The 13,135-nt window shown below is 67.0% G+C and carries 14 protein-coding genes and 1 other RNA gene; 6 read left to right on the plus strand and 9 right to left on the minus strand.

The features are described 5' to 3' along the window. The first annotated feature begins 1 nt into the window (after position 1). Entirely contained in the window at positions 2-703 is a 702-nt protein-coding gene (locus tag RJ05_RS18555; RefSeq protein ID WP_036538872.1) for a DUF899 domain-containing protein, read from the plus strand. Between the two features lie 7 nt (positions 704-710). Here the strand turns inward: RJ05_RS18555 and RJ05_RS18560 are convergent, their stop codons facing one another. Beyond that, positions 711-1,628 (minus strand): DUF5995 family protein, encoded by a 918-nt coding sequence (locus RJ05_RS18560; protein ID WP_373365068.1) that lies wholly within the window; start codon positions 1,626-1,628, stop codon positions 711-713. Beyond that, entirely contained in the window at positions 1,625-2,137 is a 513-nt protein-coding gene (locus tag RJ05_RS18565) for a DUF2231 domain-containing protein (RefSeq protein ID WP_036538874.1), read from the minus strand. The genes RJ05_RS18560 and RJ05_RS18565 overlap by 4 nt, the downstream gene beginning before the upstream one ends. 349 nt (positions 2,138-2,486) lie before the next feature. Here RJ05_RS18565 and RJ05_RS18570 point away from each other — a divergent pair, with 349 nt between their 5' ends. Both RJ05_RS18570 and RJ05_RS18575 read left to right on the plus strand, forming a co-directional pair. Next, on the plus strand, positions 2,487-3,653 hold the full coding sequence (locus RJ05_RS18570; RefSeq protein WP_036538876.1) for a serine hydrolase domain-containing protein: 1,167 nt from the start codon (positions 2,487-2,489) through the stop codon (positions 3,651-3,653). Positions 3,654-4,369: 716 nt separating this feature from the next. Then, positions 4,370-4,729 carry a DUF8108 domain-containing protein gene (locus tag RJ05_RS18575; protein WP_138445665.1) on the plus strand — a complete coding sequence of 120 codons (360 nt, stop codon included), beginning with the start codon at positions 4,370-4,372 and terminating at the stop codon, positions 4,727-4,729. Positions 4,730-4,928: 199 nt separating this feature from the next. Here RJ05_RS18575 and RJ05_RS29445 read toward each other — a convergent pair whose 3' ends face one another. From RJ05_RS29445 to RJ05_RS18590, 3 genes are all read right to left on the minus strand, one after another. Continuing rightward, complete coding sequence (locus RJ05_RS29445; RefSeq protein WP_081597405.1) at positions 4,929-6,017, minus strand: DUF1152 domain-containing protein; 1,089 nt, start codon at positions 6,015-6,017, stop codon at positions 4,929-4,931. Then, the gene (locus RJ05_RS30985) at positions 5,899-6,660 is read right to left on the minus strand and encodes a hypothetical protein (protein ID WP_036538879.1); all 762 of its coding nucleotides are present in this window, start codon (positions 6,658-6,660) and stop codon (positions 5,899-5,901) included. The genes RJ05_RS29445 and RJ05_RS30985 overlap by 119 nt, the downstream gene beginning before the upstream one ends. Before the next feature lie 182 nt (positions 6,661-6,842). Next, positions 6,843-7,076, minus strand: a complete 234-nt coding sequence (locus RJ05_RS18590) for a hypothetical protein (RefSeq protein WP_036538881.1) — start codon at positions 7,074-7,076, stop codon at positions 6,843-6,845. A 134-nt stretch (positions 7,077-7,210) separates the two neighbouring features. Here RJ05_RS18590 and RJ05_RS18595 point away from each other — a divergent pair, with 134 nt between their 5' ends. The 3 genes from RJ05_RS18595 to RJ05_RS29450 all read left to right on the plus strand — a co-directional run bounded on the left by RJ05_RS18595 (position 7,211) and on the right by RJ05_RS29450 (position 8,845). Then, positions 7,211-7,480: a hypothetical protein gene (locus RJ05_RS18595; protein ID WP_036538882.1), complete on the plus strand. Its 270-nt coding sequence runs from the start codon at positions 7,211-7,213 to the stop codon at positions 7,478-7,480. A gap of 403 nt (positions 7,481-7,883) precedes the next feature. Next, complete coding sequence (locus RJ05_RS18600; protein WP_081597408.1) at positions 7,884-8,144, plus strand: DUF2510 domain-containing protein; 261 nt, start codon at positions 7,884-7,886, stop codon at positions 8,142-8,144. Positions 8,145-8,299: 155 nt separating this feature from the next. Further along, a complete protein-coding gene (locus tag RJ05_RS29450) occupies positions 8,300-8,845 on the plus strand; it encodes an MmpS family transport accessory protein (RefSeq protein ID WP_051016716.1) in 546 nt (181 codons plus the stop codon). 359 nt (positions 8,846-9,204) lie between these two features. On the opposite strand, the gene RJ05_RS30990 is transcribed toward RJ05_RS29450, so the two are convergent. The 4 genes from RJ05_RS30990 to RJ05_RS18625 form a co-directional block, all read right to left on the minus strand. Then, positions 9,205-9,828, minus strand: a complete 624-nt coding sequence (locus tag RJ05_RS30990; protein WP_138445664.1) for a hypothetical protein — start codon at positions 9,826-9,828, stop codon at positions 9,205-9,207. Between the two features lie 509 nt (positions 9,829-10,337). After that, positions 10,338-10,706, minus strand: a transfer-messenger RNA (tmRNA) gene (gene ssrA, locus RJ05_RS30090). A gap of 83 nt (positions 10,707-10,789) precedes the next feature. Next, positions 10,790-11,266 (minus strand): SsrA-binding protein SmpB, encoded by a 477-nt coding sequence (smpB, locus tag RJ05_RS18620; protein WP_036538887.1) that lies wholly within the window; start codon positions 11,264-11,266, stop codon positions 10,790-10,792. Positions 11,267-11,399: 133 nt separating this feature from the next. After that, the gene (locus tag RJ05_RS18625; RefSeq protein ID WP_081597409.1) at positions 11,400-12,995 is read right to left on the minus strand and encodes an MDR family MFS transporter; all 1,596 of its coding nucleotides are present in this window, start codon (positions 12,993-12,995) and stop codon (positions 11,400-11,402) included. Positions 12,996-13,135: the final 140 nt, after the last annotated feature.

Consider the following 13,135-nt stretch of genomic DNA (forward strand, 5'->3'; position numbering starts at 1 on the left):
CATGAGCAAGTCAGCATTGCCGCCCGTCGTCGACGCCGAGACCTGGCAGCGTGAACTCGCCGCGCTCCGGGCTCGGGAGAAGGCCGCGACCAAGGAGCTGGACGCGATCGCGGCCCAGCGGCGTCGGTTGCCGATGGTGCGGATGCCCGACTACACGCTGGAGGGCGCGGAGGGGCCGGTGCGGCTGGCCGACATCTTCGCGGGCAAGTCGCAGCTGATCGTCTACAACCACATGTGGTTCCCGGGCAAGCAATGGCAGTGCGGTGGATGCACCAGCTTCACCGCACAGTTCACGCGATTGAAGTTCCTGGACAACTACGATGCGCGCTTCGTCATCGTCACCCAGGGCCCGATCGATGAAGCGCTCGCCTACCGGCGGCGGGTAGGCAACAAGATGGACTGGTACTCCACCGCCAACAGCTCCTTCGGCGCCGATGTGGGCGCACCACCCAACGGGGCCTTCGCGGTGAACGTCTTCCTGCGCGACGGCGATACCGTGTACCGCACCTGGCACACCGACGGGCGTGGCGTCGAACAACTCGGCTACACCTTCTCGCTGATCGACCTACTCCCCTACGGGCGGCAGGAAGAATGGCAGGACTCCCCGCAGGGCTGGCCGCAATCACCCACCTACAGCGGCTGGAGCAGCTCCGAAGATATCGCCGCCGCCTACGGCGAACCGGACCCGTCGATGAGTGCCTGACGCGATCTCACAGTCCGCCGTTGGCGGCGAGCACCACGAACGCGGCGTCGGCGCTGCGCCAGAGCGCGTCGATCTCGGCGCGGGTCGCCGGCTCCAGCGCGGGATCCTGGAGCGCGAGGCCGTTGCCGAAGATCACCACGTTCGCGCCGGCGTCCGCCAATCGCAGCAGCGCGCCGGAGCCGACGCCCGCGCCCAGCACGGCATCGAGCCCTTCGCCAAGGAAGTAGAACCGCCACAGCGGTCCGAGATCACCGCCGTACACGGCTTTGGTGGCCTCGACGATGAGCGAGCCTTTCAGTGCGATCGCGGCCACGATCCGGAAGTAGTCGGGCGCGTTCACCGGGGCAGCCCGCACCGCGGCGACGGCGTTGGCCAGGTCGACGGTGAGGTGAGCGTTGTAACCGGCCATCGCCACCCGTGCCGCCGACAGCCCGCACTCGCGGGTGAGCGCGAAATAGTGCGCCCACTGCGGTTCGGTCGCGGCCCCGGTGAACTCGGCGTGCACGTTGCGCAGGAACCTGAGCAGCAGGTCGAGGCTGATGCGATGGGCGAACTCGGGATCGTCGAAGACGGCCGGGTCGCGCTGCAACGGCATGACCGCGGTCTGTTCGACGGTGTCGAGCCCGAGCGCGAGCAGTCCGCGCCGATCGCGATGCCGCACAAGTATTTCGGTGATCTGCCGGTGCTGCTCGACCGCCACTTCCAGCTGCTGCATCGTGGAACCGGCAAGCGACGTCGTATCCGACAGCCGCACGATATCGGCGATCGTGTCGTCCGACAGCGGCGCACCACAAGCGGAGTCGACCTCGGCCGACGAGACCGGCGGTGCGGCCACCAGCACCACTGCGACGGACGCACCGACCAGCAGTGCGGTCAACGTCCGCCGGACGGCGCGCAGCGCGTAACGCGCAGGCCTGCCGCTCACGACCGGAAGGCCTGCGCGCCACCGCCGGCGAGGTGCTTGTGGGTCAGCGAACTGGGCGCGTCCAGGTTGGCTCCCGTATCGACTCCGGCGCCGAGCCGCTCCACCAGCTCACCACCCAGCCAGGCGGCGACACCGGCGATCGCGACAGCGACGAAACTACAGATCAGGGCCGCCGGACTCGGCTCCCACCCGCCCGCGTCGGCGCGCAGCAGCCAGCTGACGGCGAACAGCACCAGCGCCACGGCATTGCTGAGCCCGTGCACCAACCCGACCCGCTTCGCCCGCGTACCGCCGGGAATCGCGAACCAGTCGATCCACCCGAACAACGCCGCCGCAGCCCCGCCGACAATCCCCGCCGCGATCGCATACCCGGCAGCGACAGCGAAACCACCCCGATCGGTGACCAGATACAGCACGTCGAAAACGACCGCCGTGGTCAGCAGCCCGAGCGGAAACGCGATCAACATCGGGTGAATGGCATGCCCCAAGAATTTGGCGCGACTCTCCACAGCCGCCTCCTCTCGTCGTCGACGGTTCCGAGGTACCCGCTCGAACCCGGACGAACCCGAGCGCGGCGGTTCACCCACCGAGCCCAGCCCGATCGATCGATGACAATGCGCAGCCAGGCCACTGACAGGAACCGAAGGCGACGCCCCGTGACTGCACCCGGTTGAACAATCTCCCGGCCCCGCAGGGCACCGGACGGCGTCACCGCAAAGGGGGACAGGGGCGGTCCTCGCCGTCGTGGAGGAGCGCATCGTCGCCCGCCGGTTCGTTCGGCTCTATCGAACATGCGGCGGACGGCGTAGATTGCGGGGACGCTGGTCGGGCCGTTTTCCTCGACGAAGGGTCGCCGTCATGAGCGTGTCCACCCGATACAAGAGGCGTCAGGGACCGTGGGCGGCACTCGCCACCGTGCTCATCCTGGTTGCCGCCTGCGGCACGGACGAGGGTACCGGTTCGGACACGACCGCCGGCGCGAGCAGTCCGGCGGCCACGAAGATCACCGATCTCATGCACGATGCGATGGGCGAACTGGATCTCACCGCGGCGGTGTTCGGTGTGTGGCGCGGTGCCGAGCAGGTCGTCCTCGGTGCGCTCGGCGATTCACCGCTGGGTGTGCCCACGACTGCCGATATGCGGCTTCGCGTCGGCCAGCCGATGGAACCGATGCTGTCGACGGTGCTGTGGCGGCTCGACGGTCAGGGCGTGCTCTCGCTGGACGAACCCATTGCGCGCTGGATGCCCGAGTTCCCCCGGGCCGACGCGATCACCCCGCGCATGCTCGCCGACAGCACCTCCGGCATCGCCGATTATGTGACCGAGCCGGAGTTCCTGAAGGTTTTCGGCGACAACCCGTTCTCTACCTGGACGGCCGGCGAGCTGCTCGCCCGCGCCAATGCCAGACCGCCCTTGTTCGCACCCGGCACCAGCTTCGCCTACGCGCACAGCGATCTCGTGGTGCTCGGGGAAGTGCTGCAGAAGGCGACCGGGACACCGTTGGGAGACTTGATCGCCGAGCACATCCTCGATCCACTCGGAATGGGCGCGAGCGAGGTGGTGCTGACCCCGCAGATCGAGGGACCGATCCTGCACGGCTACACCAACGAGCGAAACATCTTCGAAGACTCGACATTCTGGAACCCGACCGCATTCCTGCACAGCGGCAATATGACCTCCACCGTCGCCGACGTCGGCCGGTGGGTGCGGGCACTCGGCACCGGCGAACTACTCACCGACGACCAGTTCCGTCAGATGATGGAGCCGTCGACAGCCGGCCTCGGCCCTCTGACCCGCGAGAAATACTTCGCCTTCGGCGTAGTCCACCTGGGCGACTGGCTGTTCATGAACCCGTCCTACGGCGGCTACGACGGCGTCGCCTACTACGACACCACGACCGAGACCACCGTCGTCGCCTATGTGACGCTCGGACCGAATTCCGACGCCAACCGCAACAACGCCGTCGACGTCGGCCGACAGATCGCCGCCCAACTCGTCCCCGACCGCCCACCCCCAGCCCTTTGATGGCTACGAGCGTTCGTGTGGCCGAGCACCTCAGTCACCCCACACCCCGGCACGGGTCGCAGGCAGCACGAGGGCCCAAGAGGTCGAACGATCGCGCGACCCCGATGCGGCCGCAGCCACCAGGCATCCCGAGCAGGTGAACCCGACAACTAGTCCAGCGGCGAAGCCCACCTGAGTGGGCCGCCGCCCCGGGCGGAAACCCCAACGGGCGGGCGAACCTGGGCGGGGGCTCCGGGGGCGTAGCCCGCCGGGCGGGGCGTGGGGGCTTCGCCCCCCACACAACACTCGGCTCCACCAAAAAGGCGAGCGCTCTCCGCGAGCACTCGCCTTCCTTTGGTGGAGCTGCCGGGAATCGAACCCGGTTTCCACGCCTGGTCAACTGGCCGGCAGCGCTCCTACCAGCTAAAACAGCTCATCGCAGCTCACCCGGTTTCACTGGGGAACAAGGGCGAGCCCAAAATGTGCCCACAGCGATGTGTGCTGCTGCTCGTCCACACCCCGATGATGCGCACGTGCCGATAAAGCACCGAGGCCTTCGATCGGCAAGCTCAATGTGGTCGCGAACCGCGCGCCAACCGACCCACACCCGCACGGTGGACGCTTTGTCGCTCGACGCTCCACAGCACCCTTGAATCGACGAAGCACTGGCGAGCAGCCGGGTAACAGACATGGTCGGTCAGCGGATGGACATGAAAACATCCAGGATGAGGAGCCCAATGAATCCCCAGCCGCCCGGGAACGAACAGCGCCTCCCTCGGCAGGGCGCGCACGCGAACTCGGGCATGCCGATGCATACGGTGAGCTTGGAGCACCGGCAGCAGTTGCTGATGATGGCCGTGTCGGCGCAGGCCGGGCAGGGTGCAAAGGTCATGTCAATGACCCAGACCTCCGCAGTCTTGCTTCAGGTCGACCAGACGAACCACATCCTGCACATTCTCCTCTCGGTCGTCACGTGCGGGCTCTGGTTGATCGTGTACGTGATCCAGATGAACACCGCGAAGATCCGCCGGTATCAGATCTACGTGGACGAGTACGGCATGGTCCATTACCTCCCGCCCCCACACGATCAGGGCTAGGAGCGCTGGACGCGGCACCCGTCTCACTTGGGCAGCCCACCCGGGCACTAGGGGCGATAGCATTCGAATGTGAGTTCGAAACGCTGGCGACCGACATGGAGCATCAGCAACGGGCGAACCAACGTCGACCCGGATCGGCTGCACCACAATGCCGACACCGATCGCTAAGAAGTCCCCGCTCCGGTCGCTGCCAGAACGGTCACCACCTCGGCGCTGGCCGAACCCTGATCGGATACCGGACGTACCTGTGCCGGCGGCTCTGACGGTAGCCCCCGACCTCGGTCGACCGGACACAGAATAGCCACGTTAGGTATAGGGGCGGCCGCATGTTGTGAGGCCGGTCGTGCCCGAGTAGGTCGCGGATGGCGGCCCCACCATCCGCGCCACCCGTGCCGGCCAACTCAATGACGCGGCGGATCGTCAGCGCATTAACGCCGCGCGCCGCCGCGGCGTGCGCGTAGCGGTCGATCTCGCCAACCGTGGCCGCCGTCGGTGGCGCGTAGGCGCTCGGGCGCGCGGATAGCCGATCACGTTCGGTGTCGATATCGGTGTAGCCGCGGCGGCGCCGAATCTGTTGTTCCGCTTGGTCAAGTGATTGGGTATCGCTGAGATCGGCCGCGAGGGATCGCGCACTGACACTCGCGGCGTCCACCTGGTAGACGGTGCTGGCGTCGTTGGTCAGGTCGATGAGTGCGCCGCGCTGGGTTTCGACCCTGCCGCGCCAACCCGCCGCGGCGATGCAGACCAGCCCGTTGGCCTCGGACGGGTGCCACCTCCAGATCTCGGCAACCGCCGAGACATCGTCGGCGTTGCGCTCGGCCACCGTTGCCGAGCGGTGTTGCTGCAGCAGGGCGGCCAGCTCGGGTGGCGCCAACTCCCCGTCGAGCCCGACGCCCGCGACGAGCAAATGCAATGGCATGCGCGTCTGGTCTGCGCCGGCCAGCGCCAGCGAGTCGGCCAACGGGCTACGAAGACCAGCCTCGTGCCCTGCCGCGAGGATGTCCCCGCCCACGTCGACGACAACCAGGGTGCTCGCATCGAACACCTGGGCGGCGGCGCGGATCTGGTCTGCGAGTCCGGTGGCGCCGTCGGCTGGGTCCAGCAGTAGTAACGGGTGGTCCAGACAAGGCGAACGGGCTCGGCATCGTCGCCGACTTCCACCTGCCCGGTCAGGGCCGGCACGGCGTCGCGCGCAATATCGAGGCAAATCGGGCGGGATCGACAAGGACCGCGACCGTGCCCAGCTCCAGGGGTATCGGGCGAAACTCGAAGCGGGCGAACAGGTCACCTACATCGTTCGTGCGTCGGCCGAAAAGCGGATTGCCCCCGACATCCGTAGAGACCTCGCTGCCTTGGAGAGGCAGTTTCCCGGCGACTTCGTCGTCAAGCGGGTCAACGAGCGCGTATTCGCCCGGATCATGGAAGCCGGTATGCGGGCGATCGAGCGAGACAACCGCAAAGAGCTGGGCGTCAACCTCTCCAAACTGCCAGCGCCCGAGCGAGACCCGCTGTGCCTCGAGGAGATATCCAAGAACGTCGTACGCGAGATCACCGAGGCACGAACTCAGGGCAAAGACATCGGCATCGAGCAGTTGCGCCTGGTCCACCAGGAATTGCGCGACCTCGCCGACGCTCAAGCCAAGGCCGACCACGCCAAAGAGGTCGAGGCACGCAGATCGTTGGGCCTGGGGTACTTTCGGTCCCTGGATGTGGAGAAGGCGCAAGAACAGCGCATCAGTTAACGAGATTCGCGCCGCCAATATGCGATCGACCCGATCACCTACGAGTTGATCCGGCGCGAGCGCGAGCTGATCGAGCGTGACGGGCAGCAGATCGCGTAGGCCATGCAGCAGGGGCGGCAGCCGACTCGCGAGGATTTCCTCGGGCTGACCTTTACGCTGCAGAAGGTCCAGCAACTCGAGCAGGACCATCACCGGGGGATCGCGGCCGCTGCGCCGAGCGCAGAGCGGCAGGAGTTCCTACGCGAGACCCAGCGGTTGCAGGCCGAGAAGCGGACCGCGCAACAGCTGGGCGCGATCGGCATATCCGTCGAACGCGAGGCGGCCCGGCTCGAGCATCAGCGGTTGCTCGCGGCTGCCCGCGAGGAGGCGATTCAGCGTCTGACCCCGATCGTCGGCGCCGAAACCGCCCGGTGGCGGGCCACGACCGTGATGGTGGCGCCCCGACCGGGGACGAGGTCGGCCGCGACCCGCAGGAAATCCTGCGGGCGCGTGCGGAAGCCGCGGCGCGCGCGGCCGAAGCGGCCCGGGAGCGCGAGCAGCGAGAGGTCCAGGCGCGCGTGGATCGTGGCATGGACCGCCAAACTGCCGAGAACGCGGCGTTTCACCGTAGGAACAACCCGAAAAGAATGCCCACGAGGGAACCGGTCAGCGACGAATAGGCCCGCGAGGTCGCGGACCGCACGATGGAGGCGGCACGACAACGACTCATCGACGGGTAGCCGGATTCCACGATCTGGTCGTGCTCGAGCGTGCCGGCGATCTCGGTGGCACCTGGCAGGCCAACACCTATCCCGGTTGCGCCTGCGATGTGCCCTTCAGGATCGCCCGCAGCGTCTCCTCGAAACCCGGCCGGGTACACCGCAACCACGGGATCGACCCGGAGATTGCGCGGATGGCTGCCGAGGGACGTCGGCCGGACCCGCCGAAGGAGGTCGACAGGGAGACACCGACCGCCGAGATGGACGGCCGGGGGAAACAGCGCGAGCGCGGCATCGGCCTCGATCGATAACGAGGCAGGCACGGCGGACCAAATAATTGTCGTGTCATGGAGCTTCGGAGATCGGGGCCGAATCGTTGAGGGCGGGCAAACCGTGTGCGTCATCCGCGAGCTCGACTACCACGGCGACCCGAACCGCGTGCTGGTCGAACCCGAGGGTGAAGCACCCGGCAAGTACGCGTGCCCAGCCTTCACGAAATACCTCGTCGCTGCCGACAGCGGGTCGTAACGAACCGATCGCTGCGCCGATGCAGTGAGAAACCCACCGACACCAGGACTCTGCGTGAGCTACCCGCCACCGGCACAAGATCCCAACCAGCCAGACCCTGCGGGCGGGCCTCGGCGCCACCTGAATCCACAGCACGAAGGCGCGTCCGCACTGGTGTTGATCGGCCTGATCGCCTTCATCGTCTACATGCGAGGCGGTGGACTGGCCGAAACGGCGGTCGTTGTCGTCATTGGCGCCGTCTGCTATTTCGTATACCTCGTGTTTCGCGCGCTCCAGCGAGCGGGCGACAGACGGGAACCGGCCCAGATCGTGATCCCGCCAGTTCAACCGCCGGTCGGTCCACCGCCGGGATGGTACGTAGACCCGCAGGGCGCGACTAGGTGGCATGACGGGCATCAGTGGACCGATGTAGTCCAGCACCCACCCCAGCCGCCCACCGGGCAGTGAACGACAACAGCGCCGCCAACCCTGAATAGACCAGCGGGGACGCTGCCCGGAACGCTGGCGTGGATCGACGACCGACCGGAGTGGTCGCAGCGCTAACGCCAGCCCAGGACAACACGATCACCGTTCTAACACTCCAACCACGCCCAGGGGACACCATGACGAACCCGAACCCGAATCCGCCCGCCGACGCCAAGCGTCGCAAGCGGAACAAGATCATCCTGATCAGCGCGGCCGTGCTGCTCGTGCTCATCGTTATCGGAGCGATCGCTGGCGGAGGCGGCGACAAGGACGAGTCGACCACCGCGGGCGAGACCACATCTGCCGCGGTTTCGCCGCCGGCGAGCCCCGCCCCCGCCAGTGAGCCGTCACCCGCGCCGGCCCCGACGACAATCCCGCCGTTGACTGCCGCGCCGCAGTCGGGTGAAGGCGTCGAGATCGTGTACGAAATCATCTCGGACAGCGGCACACTGTCGTCGGTGACGTGGTACGACGAGAACTCGGCCATTCAGCAGGAGACCAGCGCGACGGCGCCGTGGAAAAAGACGGTCCGCAACAAGTCGACCTACGCGATCGCGGGCCTCGGCGCGCAGACCGAGGGGCAGTCAGTGACCTGCCGAATCATCGTCGACGGCGAGGTCAAGGACGAGCAGACCGCGACGGGCCAGTACGCGGTCGTCAACTGCACTGCGCCGCTGCTGTAGTCGCTCAGAAACGCAGAGAATGCGCCCCGACAGAATCGGTCGGGGCGCATTGCTTTGTCGATGATCGGCAGTCAGACGTCGCGGTCGCTCCACACCTAGGTGACAGTCTCCTCGGCCTGGACATGGCCACCGTTGACGAGCTGAGTAGGGACGCTGTCCGCCAGACGATCACACCCCGCAGCCCCCGTTTCATCCGTGGCGACCAGCTCCGTGTTTCCCGCCCAGCTGATTGCGTTGCCCGACATCGCGGATCGTTTCGCCGGTATCAATGTAGGCGAATCCGAACGCCCACGCCCACGCCTCGACCGGGCCGCTCATACCAGGGCCGGAGAACCCTTGTACGCATATCGGGCCGATGATCACGGTTGCCATGGAATCCCCTTTCCTCGCGCGATCCAGTTGTCGATTGCCCATCCCCGGCTCGGTGTTCCGAGCTGGTTCTTCTGCTCGATGCAGATGACGCCGGCATACCGCGTCCCAGAGCCGATGGCGATGAGGCCACCCGTGTCGGTCCACTGCACGACCTGCACACCTGCGCGGTAGCCGGTGTACACGTTGCCGACCGCCCGCAGTTTGAAGACGGTCCCCGATGCGATCGCCGGTAGGCCACTGGCCGTTGCCTGGATGACTGTGTTGCTACCGATCCGGGTCATGATGTGCACCGCGGTGTCGGCGACGATGAGGTCGACGCGGTCGCCCGTGCTGTTCGCTCGAACGAAACCGTCACCGCCGATGCTCAATGCGGGGGCCAGTCGGTGTGACAACGACGAATTCGACTTCTTGCGTGTTGGTCCGCAACGCCGAAACGTAGCGGGACGCAGACGCCCGGCGCTGATTGTTTGGAGCGGTCGTTCCGCGCTGAGCCTTGTTCCGTTGATGACCGCAGGCGGCCAGGCACCCATCGCTGCCCAGTTGGCGCCGAGCGCCCCGTTAGCTCGGTCGAAGTTGTCGCTGTACTCGACGGCGAGCAGCACCTCGCCCACGGGCGCGGATCCAGCGGCGCGCGCCGGGCCGAGGGACAGCGTGACGCTGCGCGCACGGTCGGGGCGGGCGCAGTGCCTGCTGACTGGTCTTGCCGAGTGGGATGGTTGCAGCGGCCGAGACCTCGATCGGCTGCGCGGTCGCCGAGGCGACCGCGGGCTCGAGGTCGAGGGCGGTCTCGCCGACCGAGATCGCCGGTGCAGTCGACCGACTCACCCCGGGATCGAGGGCGACGGTTGCGCCAGCAGCGACGACCAATGCGGGTGGTTCGGATTCCGCTGCGGCCGGAGCGATGTCGAGGCGCGCCCCATGGCGAACCTCGGTCGCTGGCGCGCTACCGGCGGCCTCGGCGGCGGGCAGCGCCACCCGCGCGCCGCGACCGAAGTCGCGGCCGGGCGCCGGCTTCCGGTCAGCCGCGGCAAAATGTGCCCAAAATGTGCCCACACGGCCCGATCTGCGGGTAGTCGGGGCATGAAAAAGCCCCTCACCTGGGCTTCAGGTGAGGGGCCTGGAGTGGAGCTGCCGGGAATCGAACCCGGGTCCTCCGTCGCGTCTTCAGGGCTTCTCCGTGTGCAGTTCGCTGTGTCTCTGCTCGGATCTCTCGGTCACGCGAACAAGCCGAGATGACGATCCCAGTCGCTGTGAGATGTCCCGTTCTACTCCGCGACCGAGTAGAACGGTGAGCCCTCTAGCTGATGCCGGCACCGGGACCGAGGGCTTATCCCGGGCCGACAGAGACGCTGTCGCTTAGGCAGCGAGAGCGTACTCGCGCTGATGAGAATCGGCGCTTAATTGGTTGCAACGACGCTTACGGTGGTCTCTTGCCTGCACCGACACGCTTCCCCTGAATCAACGTACGCAGTCGAAACCGTTCAGCCCCGTACGTCCCGGCACCTTGCCGGGCTAGTCATGTTAACACCTCACCGACCGGCTTTCATTCCCATTTTCCGCCCGTCGTCCGGCTCACCTGCTCATGCCCTTGACCCGGCGGCCGAGCTCACGAGTGACCTCGCGTTCGGCGGTCCGGCGGGCCAGGTCCTGACGTTTGTCGTAGTCCTGCTTGCCTCGGGCGAGGGCGAGTTCGACCTTCACCTTGCCGTCGGAGAAGTACATCGACAGCGGCACCAGCGTCTGGTTGCCCTCGCGGGACTTGCCGACCAGACGTTCGATCTCGCGCTTGTGCAGCAGCAACTTGCGCACCCGGCGCGGCGAGTGGTTGGTCCAGGTGCCGTGACTGAACTCCGGGATGTGCAGGCCACGCAACCACACCTCGCCGTTGTCGACCGTGGCGAAGGCGTCGACCAGCGAGGCCTTGCCTTCACGCAGGCTCTTGACCTCGGTGCCGACCAGCGCGATCCCGGCTTCATAGACGTCCAGGATGGTGTAGTTGTGCCGCGCTTTGCGGTTGGTCGCGATGACCTTGCGCCCCTTTTCCTTCATGACGGCTCCTCCATGACGACAACCTTAAAGCGGCGGCGCAACCGGATTATTCCCAGGTCGTTGCGGCCATGCCCACGCGTGTGCCCGGCAGGGACCGGAAGTTCCGGTACCTGCCGGGCACGGCGGGGCGGCCTTACTTCTGCATTACTCGCTCGGGCTGCTGGACCGGATCGAGCAGTTCGGCGGGATCCGGCTCGGCCTCCTGCGCATCGCGCATCGGGTCGAGCGCCGGATCGATGTCGATCGTGGTCCGCAGCGGCCGGTTCGGCAGTAGCAGGGTCGCGACCAGCGCGACCACGGTGGCGAACGCGGCGATCAGGAAGATGCGGCCGGTCGCGTCACCGTAGGCGGTGCGCACGATCGTCGCGATCGGGCCGGGCAGCGCACCGATGTCGAGGTTGCTGCCGCCCGAGGACGACGGGTGGATGCCGAGCTTGGCGAACCCTTCGGCCGACAGATCGCTCACCCGCGTGGCCAGCACCGAACCGAGCACCGACACGCCGATCGCACCACCGAAGGTGCGGAAGAAGGCCACCGCGCTCGACGCGGCACCGATGTTGTGCACGCTGACGGTGTTCTGCACGGCGAGCACCAGGTTCTGCATCAGGCTGCCGACGCCGAGGCCGACGACCGTGATGTAGACCGCGACCAGCCACAGATTCGTCGCGTGATCGAGGGTCGACAGCAGCGCGAAGCCCGCCACCAAGACCAGCGCACCGCCGACGACGAAGCCCTTCCACTTACCGAACCGGGTGATCAGCTGCCCCGAGCCGACCGATGCGATGAGCATGCCCGCGACCATCGGGATGGTCAGCATGCCCGCCACGGTCGGCGAGTAGCCGCGCGCGGTCTGGAAGTACTGGCCGAGGAAGGTGGTCGCGCCGAACATGCCGACACCGACGGCGATGGAGGCGATGATGGCTAGGCCGGTGGTGCGTTCGGTGACGATCGGCAGCGGGATGATCGGCGACTTCGCCTTGGACTCGACCCAGATGGTCGCGGCCAGCAGCAGCACACCGGCACCGACGTAGAGCGCCGATTCCCGCGAGACCCAGTCGTAGTAGCCGACCTTGCCCGCGAAGGAGACCCAGATCAGCAGGATCGATACGCCCGCGGTCAGCAGGACAGCGCCGAGCCAGTCGATGGACACGTCGTCCTTGCGCTCGGTGGGCAGGCGCAGGGTGCGGTGCAGCAGCACGAGGGCGATCACGGCCAGCGGCACGCAGACGAAGAAGCACCAGCGCCAGCCGAGCGGGCTGTCGACGATCACGCCGCCGAGGATGGGTCCGCCCGACATCGACACGGCCATGACCGCACCCATGTAGCCGGAGTAGCGGCCGCGTTCGCGGGGCGCGACGATGCTGCCGATGATGGCCTGCACCAGCGCGGTCAGGCCGCCCATGCCGATGCCCTGGACGACGCGCGCGGCGAGCAGCAGATCGACGTTGTGGGCGAAACCGGCCAGCACCGAGCCGGCCACGAAGATGACGATCGATATCTGGACCAGCGTCTTCTTGTTGAACAGGTCGGCGAGCTTGCCCCAGATCGGGGTGGAGGCCGCGGTGGCCAGCAGCGCGGCGGTGATGACCCAGGCGTAGGCAGTCTGGGAACCCTGGAGATCGCCGATGATGGTGGGCAGGGCGGTCGCCACGATCGTGGTGCTGAGCAGTGCCGTGAACAGGGCCGCCAGCAGGCCGGTCATCGCTTCCAGTACTTCGCGATGGGTCATCGCGTAGGGGTCGCGCTGTGTCACCGCCTCGGCGGAAGCCACCCCGTTGTGTTGACTAGACATCTACTCCCTGACTTTCTAGCTGAACCGGCCGATCGGCGGTCATGGTGTGCTGGACGCGCGCGACCAGTGCGTTCCTG

The sequence above is a fragment of the Nocardia cyriacigeorgica NBRC 100375 genome (assembly GCF_000308555.1).
GTDB classification, from domain to species: domain Bacteria; phylum Actinomycetota; class Actinomycetes; order Mycobacteriales; family Mycobacteriaceae; genus Nocardia; species Nocardia cyriacigeorgica.